The 19,394-nt window shown below is 33.1% G+C and carries 21 protein-coding genes; 14 read left to right on the top strand and 7 right to left on the bottom strand.

From position 1 onward, the window contains the following. Positions 1–4 precede the first annotated feature (4 nt). Positions 5–1,432, bottom strand: a complete 1,428-nt coding sequence (dnaA, locus tag ACFPH8_RS11805) for a chromosomal replication initiator protein DnaA (protein WP_248398712.1) — start codon at positions 1,430–1,432, stop codon at positions 5–7. 181 nt (positions 1,433–1,613) lie between these two features. Here dnaA and ACFPH8_RS11800 point away from each other — a divergent pair, with 181 nt between their 5' ends. Then, a complete protein-coding gene (locus ACFPH8_RS11800) occupies positions 1,614–2,018 on the top strand; it encodes an acyl-CoA thioesterase (protein ID WP_376861179.1) in 405 nt (134 codons plus the stop codon). Here the strand turns inward: ACFPH8_RS11800 and ACFPH8_RS11795 are convergent. Genes ACFPH8_RS11795 through ribD form a run of 4 tightly spaced genes read right to left on the bottom strand, consistent with a single transcriptional unit; the run spans position 2,015 to position 5,108 of the window. Further along, positions 2,015–2,632 (bottom strand): IMPACT family protein, encoded by a 618-nt coding sequence (locus ACFPH8_RS11795; RefSeq protein ID WP_376861177.1) that lies wholly within the window; start codon positions 2,630–2,632, stop codon positions 2,015–2,017. The genes ACFPH8_RS11800 and ACFPH8_RS11795 overlap by 4 nt on opposite strands. Then, positions 2,633–3,496 carry an EamA family transporter gene (locus tag ACFPH8_RS11790; RefSeq protein ID WP_376861175.1) on the bottom strand — a complete coding sequence of 288 codons (864 nt, stop codon included), beginning with the start codon at positions 3,494–3,496 and terminating at the stop codon, positions 2,633–2,635. It lies immediately after the preceding gene. Further along, positions 3,493–4,104 (bottom strand): HAD family hydrolase, encoded by a 612-nt coding sequence (locus tag ACFPH8_RS11785; protein WP_376861173.1) that lies wholly within the window; start codon positions 4,102–4,104, stop codon positions 3,493–3,495. The genes ACFPH8_RS11790 and ACFPH8_RS11785 overlap by 4 nt, the downstream gene beginning before the upstream one ends. After that, on the bottom strand, positions 4,101–5,108 hold the full coding sequence (gene ribD / locus ACFPH8_RS11780) for a bifunctional diaminohydroxyphosphoribosylaminopyrimidine deaminase/5-amino-6-(5-phosphoribosylamino)uracil reductase RibD (protein WP_376861171.1): 1,008 nt from the start codon (positions 5,106–5,108) through the stop codon (positions 4,101–4,103). Before ribD ends, ACFPH8_RS11785 begins: the two co-directional genes overlap by 4 nt. 35 nt (positions 5,109–5,143) lie before the next feature. On the opposite strand from ribD, the gene ACFPH8_RS11775 reads away from it, so the two are divergent. From ACFPH8_RS11775 to ACFPH8_RS11755, 5 genes are all read left to right on the top strand, one after another. Further along, positions 5,144–5,635 carry a GNAT family N-acetyltransferase gene (locus ACFPH8_RS11775; protein ID WP_376861169.1) on the top strand — a complete coding sequence of 164 codons (492 nt, stop codon included), beginning with the start codon at positions 5,144–5,146 and terminating at the stop codon, positions 5,633–5,635. A gap of 28 nt (positions 5,636–5,663) precedes the next feature. Beyond that, complete coding sequence (gene prmC / locus ACFPH8_RS11770) at positions 5,664–6,530, top strand: peptide chain release factor N(5)-glutamine methyltransferase (RefSeq protein ID WP_376861167.1); 867 nt, start codon at positions 5,664–5,666, stop codon at positions 6,528–6,530. Between the two features lie 4 nt (positions 6,531–6,534). After that, entirely contained in the window at positions 6,535–8,529 is a 1,995-nt protein-coding gene (gene ligA, locus ACFPH8_RS11765; protein WP_376861165.1) for an NAD-dependent DNA ligase LigA, read from the top strand. 90 nt (positions 8,530–8,619) lie between these two features. Continuing rightward, a complete protein-coding gene (locus tag ACFPH8_RS11760; RefSeq protein WP_376861163.1) occupies positions 8,620–9,348 on the top strand; it encodes a hypothetical protein in 729 nt (242 codons plus the stop codon). Between the two features lie 354 nt (positions 9,349–9,702). After that, positions 9,703–10,272 carry a hypothetical protein gene (locus tag ACFPH8_RS11755; protein ID WP_376861161.1) on the top strand — a complete coding sequence of 190 codons (570 nt, stop codon included), beginning with the start codon at positions 9,703–9,705 and terminating at the stop codon, positions 10,270–10,272. Here the strand turns inward: ACFPH8_RS11755 and ACFPH8_RS11750 are convergent. Together ACFPH8_RS11750 and ACFPH8_RS11745 are read right to left on the bottom strand one after the other, a co-directional pair. Next, positions 10,269–11,186, bottom strand: a complete 918-nt coding sequence (locus ACFPH8_RS11750) for a bifunctional metallophosphatase/5'-nucleotidase (RefSeq protein ID WP_376861159.1) — start codon at positions 11,184–11,186, stop codon at positions 10,269–10,271. The two genes, ACFPH8_RS11755 and ACFPH8_RS11750, sit on opposite strands and share 4 nt — an antisense overlap. 4 nt (positions 11,187–11,190) lie before the next feature. After that, the gene (locus tag ACFPH8_RS11745; RefSeq protein WP_376861157.1) at positions 11,191–11,952 is read right to left on the bottom strand and encodes a 5'-nucleotidase C-terminal domain-containing protein; all 762 of its coding nucleotides are present in this window, start codon (positions 11,950–11,952) and stop codon (positions 11,191–11,193) included. Between the two features lie 71 nt (positions 11,953–12,023). Here ACFPH8_RS11745 and ACFPH8_RS11740 point away from each other — a divergent pair, with 71 nt between their 5' ends. From ACFPH8_RS11740 to ACFPH8_RS11705, 8 genes are all read left to right on the top strand, one after another. Next, positions 12,024–12,554 (top strand): DUF6913 domain-containing protein, encoded by a 531-nt coding sequence (locus tag ACFPH8_RS11740; protein WP_376861155.1) that lies wholly within the window; start codon positions 12,024–12,026, stop codon positions 12,552–12,554. Further along, entirely contained in the window at positions 12,544–13,425 is an 882-nt protein-coding gene (gene dapA / locus ACFPH8_RS11735) for a 4-hydroxy-tetrahydrodipicolinate synthase (protein ID WP_376861153.1), read from the top strand. Before ACFPH8_RS11740 ends, dapA begins: the two co-directional genes overlap by 11 nt. A 113-nt stretch (positions 13,426–13,538) precedes the next feature. After that, positions 13,539–14,351 carry an outer membrane protein assembly factor BamD gene (locus ACFPH8_RS11730; RefSeq protein ID WP_248398756.1) on the top strand — a complete coding sequence of 271 codons (813 nt, stop codon included), beginning with the start codon at positions 13,539–13,541 and terminating at the stop codon, positions 14,349–14,351. Between the two features lie 11 nt (positions 14,352–14,362). Next, positions 14,363–14,692 carry a DNA-directed RNA polymerase subunit omega gene (locus tag ACFPH8_RS11725; RefSeq protein WP_376861151.1) on the top strand — a complete coding sequence of 110 codons (330 nt, stop codon included), beginning with the start codon at positions 14,363–14,365 and terminating at the stop codon, positions 14,690–14,692. 7 nt (positions 14,693–14,699) lie between these two features. Next, positions 14,700–15,911, top strand: a complete 1,212-nt coding sequence (gene coaBC / locus ACFPH8_RS11720; RefSeq protein ID WP_376861149.1) for a bifunctional phosphopantothenoylcysteine decarboxylase/phosphopantothenate--cysteine ligase CoaBC — start codon at positions 14,700–14,702, stop codon at positions 15,909–15,911. After that, positions 15,904–16,791, top strand: coding sequence for a type IX secretion system protein PorD (gene porD / locus ACFPH8_RS11715; RefSeq protein WP_248398764.1), 888 nt, complete (start codon positions 15,904–15,906; stop codon positions 16,789–16,791). Before coaBC ends, porD begins: the two co-directional genes overlap by 8 nt. A gap of 71 nt (positions 16,792–16,862) precedes the next feature. After that, a complete protein-coding gene (gene recN / locus ACFPH8_RS11710) occupies positions 16,863–18,515 on the top strand; it encodes a DNA repair protein RecN (protein ID WP_248398767.1) in 1,653 nt (550 codons plus the stop codon). Between the two features lie 44 nt (positions 18,516–18,559). After that, positions 18,560–19,375, top strand: coding sequence for an enoyl-ACP reductase FabI (locus tag ACFPH8_RS11705; RefSeq protein ID WP_376861146.1), 816 nt, complete (start codon positions 18,560–18,562; stop codon positions 19,373–19,375). The last annotated feature ends 19 nt before the right edge of the window (positions 19,376–19,394 follow it).

The following is a 19,394-nucleotide window of genomic DNA, read 5'->3' as shown; positions in this document are numbered from 1 at the left end:
AGGATTAAACAGACAATTTTTTAGTTAAATCGTCTACATATTTTTTAAATTGCTTATCGGTAGATGATAAATTATCAACCGTTTTACATGCATGTAATACCGTTGCATGATCACGTTTTCCAATTTGTGAACCAATACTTGCCAATGAAGCTTTCGTGTATTTTTTAGCAAAAAACATGGCTAACTGACGTGCTTGAACAATATGGCGCTTTCTAGTTTTAGATTGTAATGTATCCACATCCATTTGGAAGTAATCAGATACAATTTTTTGGATATAATCTATAGAAACTTCACGTTTAGTATTTTTTACAAACTTTTCAACCACTTGTTTGGCTAAATCTGCAGTAATTTCTTTTTTATTGAAAGAAGACTGTGCAATTAATGAAATAATAGCACCTTCTAATTCACGAATATTAGTTTTGATATGTTTGGCAACATACTCAATAATTTCTTCTGGCATTTCCACACCATCTCTATAAAGTTTGTTTTTCAATATAGACACACGGGTTTCAAAGTCTGGGCTTTGTAATTCGGCAGAAAGTCCCCATTTAAAACGTGATAATAAGCGTTGTTCAATATCTTGCATATCAACAGGTGCTTTATCACTCGTTAAAATAACTTGTTTTCCGTTTTGATGTAAGTGATTAAATATGTGGAAAAAAACATCTTGCGTTCCTGATTTGCCTGATAAAAACTGAACATCATCAATAATTAAAATATCAATTATTTGATAAAAGTGAATAAAATCAATTCGGTTATTTTTCTTAACCGCATCTATATATTGTTGCGTAAATTTTTCTGCTGAAATATATAAAACCGTTTTTTCAGGATATTTGTCTTTAATATCCACACCAATAGCATGGGCTAAATGCGTTTTTCCTAAACCAACACCTCCAAAAATTAATAATGGGTTAAAGGATGTTCCACCTGGTTTTGCCGCTACAGCTAAACCTGCACTTCGTGCTAATCGGTTAGAGTCACCTTCTAAAAAGTTTTCAAAACTATAATTGGGGTTTAATTGCGATTCAATTTTTACATTCCTAATGCCAGGAATTATAAAAGGGTTTCGCAATTCTGGATTTTTATTGTTTAAAGGAATATCTACGTCTTGCGCTTTAACCGATGAACGATTTGCACTAGGAATTCGCTCTGTAAAAGGTTGCTTGTTGCCATAGGTGTTTTCCATTTTTATAATGTAAACTAATTTGGCATTTTCTCCAAGCTGCTTGGTTAAAGCAACTTTTAAAATTTTAACGTAATGTTCTTCCAGCCATTCGTAAAAGAATTTACTTGGGACTTGAATACTTAGTGCGTTATCAGTGAATTTTACTGCGACTATAGGCTCAAACCATGTTTTATATGCTTGCGGTTGAATATTATCCTTAATAAATTCCAGACAATTTCCCCATACCGATTGCGCAGTTACACTCATTATAAAATTACAAATTTATTCGTTAGTAGTTTATCGGGAAAATGAAATTCCCTTATTGATCTTTAGCTTGGCAAATATGTGAACAAAAATCTTAAAAAAAAAATGAAACTCTATTGAATATTAAGATATTTTTTCGCATACTTAATGCATTGCCTAAACTACAAAAAAATATTCAAATAAGATGTTCTTTTACGATGAAATACCTATAAGAGTGAGATATGGTGAAACCGACCAAATGGGAGTGGTTCATCATGGGAATTATGCGTTATATCTGGAAATGGGTCGAACGGAATGGCTCCGGAAAATGGGTCTCTCTTATAATGAAATGGAAAAAAGTGGTGTTATGCTCCCTGTAATTTCTATGAGCTTAAATTATAAGAAGTCAGCCCTTTATGATGAGGTTATTAAAGTAAAAACACAGCTTAAAAAAAACCCTTCAGTGAAGATAGAATTTGACTATGAAATTACAAATGCGGCAGGTGATGTTTTGGTAACTGCAAATACCGTTTTAGCGTTTATTGATATGAATAGTAAACGCCCCATGAAGTGTCCAGATTATATTTTGAAGAAGATAGAATTGTTTTAATCACGTTCCGTAATAGATACTTCGTAAATAGCTTCAAATTTTTCTGATATTTTTTTGCTCTCCTTAAGGCGAACGGAAATAATAATTTGACAATCGAGTTCTAATGTTTGGTCAACAATTTTTAAATTGTTCTCTTTTATAACACGCATTACTTTGTTCATATTCTTATAGTCAAATCGGATAAGAAATTGCTTGTTTATAGTGCGCTTAACAATTTTTGATGCTTCCAAAGCCATTTGAGCTGTTGTTTTGTAAGCATGTATTAAGCCTCCAACGCCTAGTTTTACACCTCCAAAATAACGAACAACCACAATGAGCACATTTGTAACATTATAGGATTGAATTTGCCCATAAATAGGCATGCCTGCGCTATTATTAGGTTCGCCATCATCATTGGCTCTAAAATAAATTTGGGTCTCATCCATACCAGTTTGGTACGCATAACACCAATGTCCCGCTGTATGATGTTTTTTCTTTAAAGTATCTAGGTGTTCCTTAACATCATCTTCATGTTTTATAGGAAAAGCATAACCAAAAAACTTGCTGTTTTTATCTTTAAATAAGACTTCTTCAGAAGGTTTTGAAATGGTTTTATACGTGTCTTTTAGTGTCATTTACAAGGCGGTTACTAACAAAATCGAAATTACGGCTAAACTAATACCTATCCAATTTTTTGTAGAAAGCTTTTCTTTAAATAAGAATAAACCCAAAAGCGAGGTAAGCAAAATAATAGCCACATTGTTAACGGTAAAAATGGTGGAGCTTTCTAAAGTTTCGTGATCTAAAGCTTTTAGAATGTAATAAATAGATGCGTAGTTAACAATTCCTAAAGCCAAGCCGCCAATTAAACTTTTAGGGTTAAATTTAAACTTACCTTGAAGTTTTTTAATGAGTATCGTGCCTAAACCAATTAGAGCAGCAAAACCAAAAATGGTTGCCGAAAAGATAGGAATACCATTATCGGGTAAATAGGTTGTTTCAATATATTTAATGGAGGTATCTATAATTCCAGAGCCAAAAAATATAATAATAGGATAGATGTAATAGGCTTTATTTTTAATACGCGTTCCCGATTTCATGGATGATAAATACACAGCCAATAAAGCGGCAACAATACCAATAATTTTAAATAAACCTGCGCTTTCTTTATATACATAAATGCCAAAAACTACGGGAATAATCACGCTCATTTTTGTGGCAACACTGGCAACCGATAAACCGACACGTTGGGATGTAATAGCCATAACATTAAAAATGGCGATGAATAAAAAGCCTAAAAATATGGCGCCATAAAACCATTCGGTAGAAATAATGGCGTGGACATTTATAGGATCTTCATAGGCAATTACTCCAATAGAAAATGCTGTAATATAATTGAAAACAATAGCTTGTAACGTGTTTACTTGGTGCCTATCAAACAACTTAAATAGCACAAAAATAATGGTGGACGCTAATATGCTTAAAAGTAAATAAATCAAAAGAGGTCTTTTTTAACGTTGAATAAATTAACAATATCATCTGTTTCGGGGTTAATGTGCCAAGTATGAATACCTAATTGCGAAGCAGCATGTATGTTTTCTTCCGTGTCATCAATAAACAAACACGTTTTAGGATTTAAATTATTCTGATCTAAAACAAATTGATAAATAGAATGATTGGGTTTTCGTAATTGGATTTCATGCGATAAATAAAATTGGTCAAATTGCGATTTAAAGTCGTCATAAAAAGCAACGCGCTCTTGAATCCATTTAATATGAAGCGCATTGGTATTGCTTAATAATATGAGTTGGTATTTTTTATCGGATGCCAATTGTTTTAAAAACGCTAATCTATGTGTTGGGAAATCTTTTAAAATATAATTCCAAGCATCTAAAATCTCCGGTTCACTTAAATTAGGAAATTCATTTTTGTAAAAAGTAATAAATGCTTCGGAAGATATTTGGCCTTGCTCATAAGCTTCGTTGCAAGCAATCATTTCAGGCGAAAATTCTTTTAATTGAAATAGATTTAGAGCGTTTTGCATAGCGCCAACTTTATCTAAATTGATGAATACATCGCCAAAGTCGAAAATAAGTATTTTAATCATATCATATTTTTGAAAATCCGTAACGTATCATCTTGGATAGACATTTCTTCTAGTAATTCACCAGAAAAACTAGGCGCTTTTGTGCCTTCTGTAAATGTCGTTTTCCCTGTAAATATACGGGCTTCATCCCATAAGTTTTCATCAATAAAGGTTTGAAGTGTTCGTGCACCACCTTCAATAATTACGGATTGAATGTTCTTTTTATGTAAAAACTCACCAATTTGTAAGGCAAGTGGTTTGTTAAAATCGACATCGCTTTCCGTAATCCGGATGGTTTCAGCTTCGTTATTAAAAACGGCGAAATCATTGGAAAGTTTCTGCTGTTTATCCATTACAAACCGAATGGGATTTTTACCTGTCCAATCTCTAACGGTTAAGCTTGGGTTATCTGCCAAAGCTGTGTTGGTTCCTATTAAAATGGCTTGTTCTTCAGTGCGCCATTTATGAACTAATTGACGTGAAAATTCATTGGTAATCCAAACGGGTTTTTGTTCGTTACGAATTTTTGGTGCTATAAAACCATCAGCAGTTTCAGCCCATTTTAATATAATATAAGGCCGTTTCTTATTATGAAACGTAAAAAAACGCTTGTGATGTTCTTTACAGGAATCTTCTAAAATGCCAACGGTAACATGACATCCAGCTTCTATTAACTTTTTAATGCCATTACCAGCTACTTTACTATGGGTGTCTGTCGTTCCAATAACAACATTTGGAATGTTGTGGTTTATAATTAAATCACTACAAGGTGGTGTTTTCCCGAAATGGCTACAAGGTTCTAAAGTTACATATAGCGTGGCCTCTTTTAAAAGTGTTTTGTCTTTAACTGACTGAATGGTATTAACTTCAGCATGTGGTCCGCCAAAGGGACTTGTATAACCTTCGCCAATTATTTGATTTTTATATACAATTACCGAGCCTACCATAGGGTTTGGAGCCGTAGTTCCCAATCCATTTTTGGCAATTTCAATGCAACGATTTATGTATTTTTCATGTATCTTCATCCCAGAATTTCAAGATGTAAAAATAAGACATTAAAGTGAGTCAAAATAATATTGTTATTAGAGAAATTACCCAAGTAGATAATGCGCAAATTGCAGCTGTTATTCGCTCTGTTTTTGAGGAGTTAGATGGACCTAAAGTAGGAACAGCTTATGAAGATGCGGCATTAGATGTGATGACGGAAACCTATAACAAACCTAAAATGGCTTATTTTGTTGTTGTTAATAACCAAAAAATTATTGGAGGTTGTGGCATTGCGCCTTTAGAAGGAGCAGCTGAAACTGTTTGCGAATTACAAAAAATGTATTTCTTACCCGAAGCCCGCGGTTTGGGTTTGGGCTCTAAAATGATTGCTGTTTGTCTGAAAAAAGCACAAGAATTTGGTTTTGAATCCTGTTATTTAGAAACCTTACCATTTATGGTTGGCGCACAAAAGCTTTATAAAAAGGTTGGTTTTCAGCCTTTGTCTGCTTCCATGGGAAGTACAGGTCATTATTCTTGTAATGTTTGGATGCTGAAACAATTATGAACCAAGGAAATATACAAACAATTATATTTTGATTTTAAAAGAGATCCAAAACATATTTCATCAAGAACTCGATTCCATATATGGAACCGATGAAGTGGGCAGTTTTTTTAATATTCTCATCGATTTTTATTTAGGATTAAACCGAATTTCATTAGTTCTAGAGCCAAATTACACCATAACGAAAGAAGAGGAACAACCGCTATTTGAGGCTTTAAGTCGATTAAAATTAGAGGAACCCATTCAGCATATTATCGGTAAAACCGAATTTTATGGATTGCCATTTAAGGTGAACAAACATACTTTAATTCCCCGACCAGAAACCGAGGAATTGGTAGATTGGATTTTAAAATCGCTTTCAGGAAAAAAGGATCAACCATTAAAATTATTAGATATTGGCACAGGAACGGGTTGTATTGCTATAAGTTTGGCAAAGCATTTACCAAATGCACATGTTTATGTTGTAGATGTGAGTCCAGAAGCGTTACAAGTGACTCGAGAAAATGCGAAATTGAATAACGTTTCTATTACATGTATTGAAGATAGTATTTTAGATATTCAAAATGACATATTGAAATCGGCAACAGGTTTTTTTGATGTGATAGTGTCTAATCCACCTTATGTTCGTGATCTTGAAAAAGTAGAAATAAAAAATAATGTCCTACAGCACGAGCCTCATTTGGCTTTGTTTGTAAAAGATGATAATCCGTTGCAATTTTATAACGCAATTTCCGACTATGCTATGAGAGCTTTGAAGGAGAATGGTTTGCTGTTTTTTGAAATTAATCAATATCTTGGCGCCGAAATGAAAACCTTACTGAAAACGACACTATATAAAGACATTGAATTAAAAAACGATATGTTCGGAAATAAGCGCATGCTAAAAGGAATGAAATAAGTTTATGAGTATACAAGAACAAATAAAAGCATTACGAGACGAATTGCGTCAGCATAATTACAATTATTATGTACAAGACAATCCCACTATTTCTGATTTTGAATTTGATGTAAAACTCAAGCAACTTCAAGAACTTGAAGCAAAACACCCAGAATTTTATGATGCTAGTTCGCCTACCTTACGAGTTGGTGGTGAAATCACCAAGAATTTTGAAACGGTTGCTCATGAGCATCGTATGTATTCCCTAGAGAATTCGTATTCTAAAGAGGACTTGCTAGATTGGGAAACGCGAATTAAAAAAATGGTGGATGGTGCTATTAGCTATACCTGTGAATTAAAATATGATGGAGCATCTATCAGTCTCACTTATGAAAATGGTAAATTACTAAAAGCAGTCACAAGGGGTGACGGTTTTCAAGGTGATAATGTAACGGCTAATATTAAAACCATTAAGTCTGTTCCCTTACAATTGAAGGGTGATTATCCGGAGAAATTTGATATTCGCGGTGAAATAGTTTTACCTTTTGAAGGCTTTATTAAAATGAATGAAGAGCGGATAGAAATAGGAGAGGAACCTTATAGAAATCCACGAAATACAGCCTCTGGTAGTTTAAAGTTACAAGATAGTAGTGAAGTTGCTAAACGACCGTTAGACTGTTTGTTGTATAATATTACAGGAAATAATCTCAATATAAAAACCCAATTTGAAAGCTTGGAAAAAGCACGCTCTTGGGGATTTAAAGTTCCTGAAATAGCAAAAGAAGTAAATTCCATGGATGCGGTTTTAGAATTTATTGCGCATTGGGATATTCATCGACACAATTTGCCTTATGAAACCGATGGTGTTGTTATTAAGGTGAATGATTTGCAACAACAAGAAGAATTAGGCTATACGGCTAAAGCACCACGATGGGCTATGGCTTATAAATTTAAAGCCGAACAAGTTTCTACCCGACTCAATGAAATTACATATCAAGTTGGTAGAACGGGAGCTATTACACCGGTTGCTAATTTAGAACCTGTAGAATTGGCTGGAACTACCGTAAAACGAGCATCACTGCATAACGCAGATCAAATTGAAAAATTAGATATTCGTGAAGGTGATATGGTTTTTGTTGAAAAAGGCGGCGAAATTATTCCTAAAATAATTGCTGTCGATTTAAGTCAGCGTCCAGCAGATTCACAACCCACTCAGTATATTACGCATTGTCCAGAATGTAACACCGCTTTAGTTAGGCAAGAGGGGGAAGCACAACATTATTGTCCAAATTATAATGGTTGTAAACCACAAATTATTGGTAGAATCCAACATTTTATTAGTAGGAAAGCAATGGATATTGATGGGTTGGGAGGAGAAACTGTTGCCTTATTAGTTAATGCTGGATTGATTTTAAATTATTCGGATTTATATGAATTAACCATAGAAGATATTTTGCCATTAGAACGGATGGCACAAAAAAGTGCCGAAAATTTATTAAATGGTATTCAAGCCAGTAAAGACGTTCCGTTTGAACGTGTTTTATTTGCTCTAGGCATTAGATATGTAGGTGAAACTGTAGCTAAAAAATTAGTAAAGCATTATAAAACAATTGGCGCTATAGCGAATGCAACAACTATTGATTTAGTAACTGTTGATGAAATTGGTGTACGAATAGCAGAAAGTGTGACCGATTTTTTCCAAACACAAACAAATATTGAAATTGTTGAACGGTTAATACGATTTGGTGTGCAAATGGAAATTTCAGCCGAAAAATTAGCCAATCAAACCAATAAATTAGAAGGTCAAGCGTTCGTAGTATCAGGTGTTTTTCATGTCGTTTCTAGAAACGAATTAAAGAAACTGATTGAGGATAATGGAGGTAAAGTATCATCATCAATCTCATCTAAAACAAATTTTGTGGTTGCTGGTGATAATATGGGGCCCAGCAAAAAAGAAAAAGCAGATTCTTTAGGTATTTCCATTATATCGGAACAAGATTTTTTAAGTATGATTTCATGATGAATATGTGATTTCATCGATAAAATGCCAAAATTTACGATTAATCGCAAATTTTATATTTATATTTGCCATTTAATACAATAGTTATTAATGAAGATTACCAATATTATAATATTTTTTATAATTGCTTTGTGCGTGTTGTTTGCCGTTTTTCAATTTAGTGGTCAAGAATATCTTTCAAGCGGAAGCAAGTCTTTAATTGTACCATTTTTTACGGTGTTATACTTCATTAACGTATCTGAAAGGTCTAAATACTTTTCATTATTCCTTGTTTTATTCTCTATTGCCGAACTTTCGACTATTCTAGATTATTTCAGTTTTGATTGGAGTCAACATAGATTAGACATGTATTACTTGCTAGGAAACGCTACATATATCTTGGCTTATGTCTTTTTAATTCTAGAGGTTTTCAAAACTATAAATTTGAGGAAAGTTTTGAAAAGCTATTTGATACATGTCGTTGTTTTGCTGGTGCTGAATATTTATATAATTTATGTTTTAATAACGATTGTTAATCCAGAATTTCAAATTGATTCCTCGGGTTATTTAATAGGTGTTGAGTTTGTTTATAATATTGTTATGCTCTTGTTATTGACTATTTCTTTAATTAGTTATTTTTATAACGACAATAAAAAAACCTTGCTCTTATTTTTTGGTTCTGTTTGTATTGTTTTTTCAGAAGTGATCCAAATTGCTTATTTCTACATAGCAGATCAGGATGTGCTCAATATTGCCCAAACCATATTATTTGTTTTAGCCTTTTGCTTCTTTTACTTTCAATCTAAAGTGAAAAACAAGAAAGTGCATTTCTTTGCATAGTTTACAAAATTCCTTTTTTCAATAAAAAATTCCTTTTACATGTGTTAATATCGTGTCTAAAATTGATGGATATGCCAAATTTTAACATATTATTCGATGAAATGCACGTTTGAAACGATAAACTAACTTTTTTTTGCTATATTTGTTTCAACCTACTTATGAATATCTACTGTGAAAAATTGGCTACAAATTAGTTACAATAGGAATCTTGTATTCGTTCTGTTTTTTCTTGTATTTATAAATGTCTTCGCAATTTTGAGCGAAAATGATTTACTGATTCAAGTAACGAAACCAATGTTTATTCCTTTTTTGTTTATGTATTATTTAATTAAAAATAAATACATAAATGCGGTTATGATTACTTTTCTCGTGTTTTCCTTTTTGGGAGATTTTTCGTCTGTATTCTTTTCAGACCCTTTTATGGTAAGTCTTTCAAGCTTATTTTATTGTATTAGTTACTTTACTTTAGGCTATGCAGCGGTTTCAAGAATTCGAATTTTTAATATAGATAAGGTTGTCGGTATTTGCTTACTGCTCGTGATTTCTATTAACGCGTATTTAATGTATCAACTATTTACGGTTTTACAAATACAAATTTCGGATACGACAGAAGTTGCATTATTTGCTGTAAAAAGCATTGCACTCATGGCTTTAGTTTTTATGGCGTTTGCTACGTATTTAAATAAAGATACGAAAGCATCTATTCTATTTTTGACTACAGCGCTTTGCTTTGTTTTTTCGGATGTACTTTATTATATCAGTAATTACTATGTGTATCACGATATGTTTGTCGTTTTAGATAGACTTTTACATGTACTGGGGCTGTTCTTTTTATTCGGTTATATTATTGAATATAATAGAAAACGAAAAAAACGCTTAGTACTAAGCAAGGTTTCAACTACGGCAGAAACGATTGGCGTTTAAACAATGATGGAAGTTCCAGTACTGGTCATATTTTTATCTTTATCAAAATAAAACTCTATTTTCCCGAGGTTAATCCCGAAGCAACCAACTTGGTTAACAAGCATATTTTTGCCTAAACTGTTTTTAACAACCGTTGGTTTTGATAAAAAAGTATGTGTATGACCACCAATTATTAAATCTATATCTTTTGTTTTTGCGGCTAAACTTAAATCGCTAATTTTATCAGAATTGTTTTTGTAGTAATAGCCCATATGAGATAAGCAGATTACTAAATCACATTTTTCATTTTCTTTTAAAATACGCGTCATATCTTGACTTATTTCAACAGGATCCAAATATTTGGTTTCCTTATACATAATTTTGTCTACCAAGCCAGCAAGTTCAATTCCTAAACCAAATACACCTATTTTAATACCATTTTTGGTAAACGTTTTATAGGGTTTTACAAACCCATCCATTATGGTGTTTGAAAAATCGTAATTGGCAGATAGAAAATCGAACTCCGCGTGCGGTAATTGTGCATGTAAGCCGTTTAATCCATTATCAAAATCATGGTTTCCAATAGTAGCTGCATCATATTTTAACTTACTCATGAGTTTAAACTCCAACTCACCACCATAATAATTAAAATAGGGTGTCCCTTGAAAAATATCGCCTGCATCCAGTAATAATGTATTTGGATTTTCGGTTCGGATGGCATCAATTAATGTGGCACGTCTGGCAACTCCACCTTTATTAGGGTTTCGGCCATCTTCAGGGCCAAACGGATCAATATGACTGTGTACATCGTTGGTATGAAGTATCGTGATTTTAGTTGTTTTTTCAGGTGAAGAAAAGGACGATAACCCCAAACCGCCTACAGTTACAAAAGCGGCAGAAGCGGATGTTTGTTGAATAAATTCGCGACGTTTCATAGGATTAATTTTTTAATTTAATAAAGCGGTTGTCAATAACAGGGCTAATTGTGTCTGTCTTTTTAAAGTAATCTATAAACGCATTTCTAATTTTATAATCTAAAATTTCTATAGATTCTTCAGGTTTAAAAAAGGTCATATGATCACCACCATTATATAGGTAATCGTTGGTTGCCACGTAATAGGTTTTGTTAACATCAATAGGGTTGCCGGAAATAGTTGCCTCTTTTACACTATAATCTGCATCTAACACTAAATTTAGTTTTGCAATGGGGTGCGCGCGTTTAGCTTTTGATAAGTATTCTGTCATTAAGTTAATTTGACTACCTTTTATACCTACCACAACAATACTATTTTCAAACGGCATAATTTCAAAAGCTGTTCTTGCCGAAACTGGGCCTTTGGAAATTATAGCACGAATACCACCATGATTTAGTAGAACCATATCAATGTTTTTGCCCGTCCTTTGGAAGAAAACAGGATTGGATTGCTCATAGATAACATCAGCAAACAAATTTCCAATAGCCGTATTGAATTCACCATCGCTCTTAGAATATGTATCAACGGCATAGCTTAACACACTATCTAAATCATTATTTACATGTTCGCGATAGGGTTTAATAAAGGCCTCAATGTCAGGGTCAGATTTTAGGGAGTCGGTAATGGTAATTTGTTCCCCTTTAATCTGTTTTAATTGCCAGGTATCATGCTTACAATTAAATAATGTAAGCCCTATAATTGTTAGGAGTAAATGCTGTAATTTCATATGTATAAACAAAAAAATTAATACGCTTATGTACGTACTTTTAGTATCTTTGTGTAAAGCATAAAGATATAATGATTTTAAAGGGTTTTAAAGAAAATTCTATTAAAAAACACTTACAGTCTATTCTGAACAATTCAGAAGGCACTTCAAAAGCACAAGTAATTGAAAGTGTTGGTATTATTGTTAATGCCGATGAGGTGACAAACTTAGCAATGTTTGATACTTTAACTTCAAGTTTGCATATTTTACCAAACAAATTAAAAGTTATTGCCTATACGGAAGCTAAAAACACAGAGTTACTTTCTTGGGAATCCTGTTATAGCCCTAAAGATATAGGATGGAACGGAACTATACTAAATACGGAGTTGGATACGTTTTTAAATACTAAATATGATTTACTCATTAGTTTTTATGCAACGGACCTATTGCATTTAAAATTGCTTACAGCCAAATCTGAAGCCTATTTTAAAGCGAGCATTTTTCAGGAAGATGAACGATTAAATGATTTAATTATTCAAACTCCTCTAAACGATTTTGATGCTTTTAAAATCGAATTACTAAAATATTTACAAGTTTTTAAGACACTTAAACATGAAGCATAAATTAACTGGAGCAGGAATAGCTATTGTTACACCTTTTAAAACCGATTTATCTGTAGATCACGAAGCCTTAACACGTATTGTTAATTTCAATATTGAAAACGGCATGGATTATATTGTTATTGCTGGTACAACCGGAGAGAGTGTCACCATTACTTCGGCAGAAAAACAAGCAATTATTAATACAATAGTAACAGCTAATAACAAGCGAGTGCCATTGGTTCTTGGAATTGGAGGCAATAACACCGCTGCGGTAATTGCAGAAATCCAAGAGACTGATTTTTCTGATATAGACGCTATTTTATCAGTATCACCTTACTATAGTAAACCAACGCAAGCAGGAATTAGTGCGCATTTTGAAGCCATTTCAAAAGTCAGCCCAAAACCAATAATATTATATAACGTGCCAGGAAGAACCGGATCTAATATGCTTCCGCAAACTATTATTGCGTTAGCAAACTCCTGCACGAATATTGTGGCAGTAAAAGAAGCTGCTGGAAATATGGGGCAATACCTACGTTTATTAAATGATAAACCAACTGAATTTATGGTTATTTCTGGAGATGATGATTTAGCTTTGCCTGTAACCCTTGCTGGTGGTTCTGGTGTTATTTCTGTTATCGGCCAGGCATTCCCTAAAGATTTTGCACAAATGATTCATTTAGGATTAGAAGGTAAAAATAAGGAGGCTTTCAAGTTGCACAATAAGTTAATGGATATTACGAGTTTCATTTTTTCGGAGAACAATCCTTCAGGGATAAAAGCCGTTTTAAACGCCATGAAATTATGTCAATCAACGGTTAGACTACCATTGGTTGAAGCAACTGATGAACTAAAGAAAACTATAACAGGTTTCGTTAATACCTATGTATAAGCGTTAAATAATACTTAATCCTAATGATTACCTTATTTTAGCTTGTATTTTAGCAAAATAAATATTTTTAAAATCCATTTTATTACCTTAATTTTGCCAACTGTATTAAAACTATGAAGAAATTTCTTTACATAATTCTAACTTGCACACTTTTAAGTTCTTGTAGCGAATATCAAAAGGCCTTAAAGTCAGTTGATTCGGGAACCAAATATACGGTAGGTGAAAAACTATATAATGCTGGAAAGTATGCCAAAGCAAATAAATTGTTTGAACAAATACTACCCGTTTATAGAGGGAAACCCCAAGCTGAAAAATTATCATACCTGAATTCTAAATGTTATTATGAGGAAGAAGATTGGTATTTAGCAAGCTATCATTTTGAGCGTTTTGTGGATGCCTATCCAAACAGTGAAAAAGTGGAAGAAGCTGCATTTTTAAGTGCTAAAAGTGCTTATATGTTATCGCCGGTTTTTTCTAAAGAACAGCACGAAACCAAAGAAGCTATTGATAAATTTCAAAGCTTTATTAACCTGTATCCAGAGTCGGAATTCATACCTGAAGCTAACAAGTTAGTGAGAGAATTGGATTTTAAATTAGAGAAAAAAGCGTTTGGTATAGCCAAACAATTCAATACTATTGCGGGTTATACACGAGATTTTAATGCCCCAATAAAAGCGATTGATAATTTTATTTTTGATTTTCCTGGAACTATTTATCGTGAGGAAGCATACTTCATAAAATTTGATTCCGCTTATCAACTAGCTATTAACAGTGTATATAGTAAAAAAGAGCAGCGTTTAGAAGATGCAAAATCCTATTACTATACCTTGAAAAGATCATATGCTAATTCAGAATATTTAGAAAAAGCAGATAAAATGATTGAAGAAATTGAAAAAGAATTAGAAAATTACAGTACGAAAAGTTAATAAACTTACATATGGATTTAAAGAAGATTAATGCGCCAGTAAACACAACAACTTACAATAGAAACAAAGTTGATGCACCTACGGAAAATATTTATGAAGCAATTTCAATAATATCAAGACGCGCAGAACAAATAAATTCTGAAATTAAGAAAGAGCTAATTGAAAAATTAGAAGAGTTTGCTACTTACAACGATAGTCTAGAAGAGATTTTTGAAAATAAAGAGCAAATTGAAGTTTCTAAATTTTATGAAAAATTACCAAAACCACATGCATTAGCAGTTCAAGAATGGTTAGATGGTAAAATTTATTACAGAAACACAGAGGACGATTCTAAGGAATAATAACTATATGTCACTATTAAGCGGTAAGAAAATATTACTAGGCATTAGTGCTGGTATAGCCGCTTATAAAACAGCGACATTGGTTAGAGCTTTTATAAAAGCAGGTGCAGACGTAAAAGTCGTTATGACACCTGCTTCTAAAGACTTTGTTACACCTTTAACATTGTCCACACTCTCCAAAAATCCGGTACATTCATCATTTACAAATCCAGATGATGATAATGAAACTTGGAACAATCACGTAGAATTAGGTCTTTGGGCCGATTTACTTATTATTGCACCAGCCACAGCCAATACCTTGTCTAAAATGGCTCATGGTGTTTGCGATAACCTATTATTAGCAACGTACCTTTCAGCTAAATGTCCCGTTTATTTTGCGCCTGCAATGGATTTGGATATGTATAAACATCCTTCTACTTTAGAATCATTTAAAGCCTTACAAAACTTTGGAAACATTATGATTCCTGCTACCAGTGGCGAATTAGCTAGTGGTTTAGTAGGCGAAGGGCGTATGGCAGAACCTGATGATATTGTTGCATTTTTAGAAAATGATATTTTAAGTAAATCACCACTTCGCGGTAAAAAAGTATTAATTACGGCTGGCCCTACCTATGAAGCAATAGACCCTGTTCGCTTTATAGGGAACCATTCCAGTGGAAAAATGGGCTTCGAAATAGCAAAAGCTGCTGCTAATTTAGGAGCTGAAGTTATTTTAATTTCTGGTCCAACACATCAAAAATTAGCGCATAGTTTTGTAACCATTATTCCCGTTACATCTGCGGATGAAATGTATAACGCAGCACATAGCTTTTTTAAAACTGTTGATATTGCCATTTTAGCCGCAGCTGTTGCCGATTATAAACCAAAAATTGCTGCGACTGAAAAAATAAAAAAGAAAGAAAAAACGTTATCTTTAGAGTTAGAAAAAACCAAAGATATTTTAGCGTCTTTGGGACATATAAAGGAAAAACAGTTTTTAGTCGGGTTTGCTTTAGAAACAAATAATGAAATTGAAAACGCGAAAGGTAAACTAAAGGCCAAGAATTTAAATTTAATTGTGTTAAATTCGCTTAAGGACAAAGGTGCTGGTTTTAAATCTGACACAAACAAGGTAACACTTATTAATCGTAATGAAACCATTACAACGTTTGATTTAAAGTCTAAAGAAGCCGTAGCCGTAGATATTTTAAATGCTATAATAAACCAATTGCATGCATAGATTTTTTGTATTTTTTTTAGTCATTTTATCCTTTTCAACCTATAGCCAAGAGTTAAATTGTAACATTGTGGTAAATGCCCAATTTACAGGTAATGAAAACTTGCAGGTCTTTAAAACGCTTGAAAAACAACTAAAAGAGTTTGTAAATAATACAAAATGGACTAATAAGGAATATGCTTTTCAAGAACGCGTAGAGTGCGGTATGTTTATTAATATTACCGAATACTCCGGCGATGTTTTTAAGGCTACCATTCAAGTGCAATCATCTCGTCCGGTTTACGGGTCTACTTACGGAACACCCATTTACAATATTAATGATAAAGATTTTACATTTCAGTATGTAGAGTTTGAAAACTTACTTTATAACGAAAATCAGTTTGAATCCAATTTAGTTTCTGTCATTGCCTTTCACGTTTACATGATTTTAGGATTAGATGCCGACTCGTTTCAATTTGAAGGAGGAGATCCGTATCTTAAACAAGCACAAACTATTGTAAATTATTCGCAACAAGAAAATGCAAAAGGCTGGAAACTTGAAGATGGTTTACAAACACGTTTTGCTTTAATTGATAATTTATTATCGCCTACATTCAAGGAATATAGAAAGGTTATGTACGACTATCATCGCTTGGGCTTAGACACCATGAGTGAAGACCAGAAAAAGGCTAAAACTATTATAGCAAGTGCTATTGAGGAGTTTGAAGCCATGAACAGACGTCGCCCTAATTCCTTTTTATTACGAACATTTTTTGATGCCAAAGGCGATGAAATTGAACAGATATTCTCAAGTGGTCCTAATGTTGAAATAACCAAGTTACTTTCAACATTAAACCGTGTAGCGCCTATGTACTCAAGCAAATGGCGAAATATTAAATTTTAAGAAATTCTCTTAATAAGAGTATTGTAAAAAGTAGTTGTTATTATTTTAGTAACCATTTAATCTAAAACACTTTGCTAACAGCTTTATCCATAAAAAATTACGCATTAATAGATAATCTTCAGGTAAATTTCAACCAAGGATTGACAATCATTACGGGTGAAACAGGTGCTGGAAAATCTATTTTATTAGGTGGATTATCTTTAATTTTAGGTAAACGAGCCGATTTAAGTGCATTAAAAGACAGCGAAAAAAAATGTGTTATTGAGGCTGTTTTTGATGTTTCCAATTATAAACTTCAAGCCTTATTTAAAAAATTAGATTTCGATTATGATGCACAAACCATCATTAGACGGGAGATTTTACCATCTGGTAAATCGCGCGCTTTTGTAAACGATTCTCCAGTAAACTTAAGCGGACTGCAAAGCTTGGGAGCGGAATTAATTGATATTCACTCGCAACATGAAACCATGCAATTAATGGATGATGCGTATCAGTTTCAAGTTATTGATGCGTTGGCTAAAAATAGTCAGGAATTACAGGATTATAAAATTGCTTTAAAAACGTTTAAAATACTTCAGAAAGAATATGATGAGCTTTTAAAGTTCCAGGCAGAAGCTATTAAAGAACACGATTATAATTCCTATTTGTTAAAAGAATTAGTAGAGGCTAATTTAATAGAAGGCGAACTTCAAGAGTTAGAAGAAACTTATGAAACACTGAACAATGTTGAGGATATAAAAGAGCAATTAGCACACGTTAATCAACTGCTAAGCGAAGAACAAATAGGCGTCATGTCAGCCTTACTTGCAGCAAAAAATAGTCTGCAAAGAGTTTCGAAATTTTCATCTAAATATGAAGATGTTTTTAATAGAATCAATAGTAGCTCCATTGAAATTAATGATATTTTCACGGAAATCGAAAGACTACAAGACAATCTAGATTTAGATCCAGAACAGTTGTTGTTGGTTAGCAATAAATTGGAATTACTAAACACACTTCTTAAAAAACATTTTGTAAGCAATGTTTCAGAACTTATTGTCATTAAAAATGATTTATCGGAAAAGGTAAGTGTTACCGAAAAACTGGATGATACTATTGCAGATAAACAAAATGATGTTGCAGTTGCTAAAAAAGCTATAGATGCCTTGGCAAATACCATTCATAAAAAACGCTTGGCTGCTATTCCAGGTTTAACTAAAGAATTAGAAGCTATTTTGCAGCAATTAGGAATGCCTAATGCCAAATTTAATATCACGTTGAACGCTACAGAAACCTATCAGTCAAATGGAAAAGATAATTTATCGTTTCTATTTTCAGCCAATAAAGGCGGTGCATTTAACGAACTTAAAAAAGCAGCGTCAGGAGGTGAGTTGTCACGAATTATGTTAGCTATTAAGTCTATATTGTCCAATTATGTGCAATTACCATCCATTATGTTCGATGAAATTGATTCTGGCGTTTCGGGAGAAATTTCTAATAAAATGGGTGAAATTATGCGAAACATGAGTCGCAGTATGCAAGTTTTTACCATAACACATATTCCACAAATTGCAGCTAAAGGTAATACGCACTTTAAAGTTTATAAGGAAGATGTTGGTGAGGTTACCCAAACTAATTTAAAGCTTCTAAACCATGATGAACGCATTGTAGAAATAGCACAAATGCTTGGAGGTATAGAAATTTCCACTTCGGCAATGGCACATGCTAAACAATTGTTGAATTAATACTATCTTTGAAAATCATTAAACACGAATCAACACGAGAAACTATGTCATATAATTTATTAAAAGGAAAAAAAGGAATCATATTTGGAGCTTTAGATGAAAATTCAATAGCTTGGAAAACAGCAGAACGCGTGCATGAAGAAGGTGGTATATTTGTATTAACCAACGCGCCAGTTGCTATGCGAATGGGACAAATAAACCAATTGGCTGAAAAAACAGGTTCTCAAATTATTCCTGCTGATGCTACATCTGTTGAAGATTTAGAAAACCTAGTTGAAAAATCTATGGAGATTTTAGGCGGTAAAATAGATTTTGTTTTACACTCTATTGGAATGTCTATCAACGTTAGAAAAGGAAACCATTACACGGATCAAAATTACGATTGGACACAAAAAGGAACGGATGTTTCGGCAAATTCTTTTCATAAAGTCATGCAAACACTGTATCAAAAAGATGCTATGAATGAATGGGGAAGTATTGTTGCATTGACATATATGGCAGCTCAACGCGTTTTTCCTGATTATAATGATATGGCAGATAATAAAGCCTTGTTAGAAAGTATTGCACGTAGCTTTGGTTATTTCTTTGGTCGTGATAAAAAAGTACGCGTTAATACCATTTCGCAATCTCCAACGCCAACAACAGCTGGAAGTGGTGTAAAAGGGTTTGATGGTTTTATTTCATATGCAGAAAAAATGTCACCACTAGGCAATGCAACCGCTATGGATTGTGCAAACTATACCATCACAATGTTCAGTGACTTAACACGTAAAGTAACCCTTCAAAATTTATTTCACGATGGTGGATTTAGTAATATGGGTGTTAGCGATGCTGTTATGGAAACCTTTACTAGAGAATAATATTTAAAGTAACATTATA

It is taken from the genome of Bizionia hallyeonensis, assembly GCF_042657385.1.
In the GTDB taxonomy this organism is placed as follows: domain Bacteria; phylum Bacteroidota; class Bacteroidia; order Flavobacteriales; family Flavobacteriaceae; genus Algorimicrobium; species Algorimicrobium hallyeonense.
Note: the sequence above shows the minus strand (reverse complement) of the source record. Positions and strands in the feature narration are given on the sequence as shown.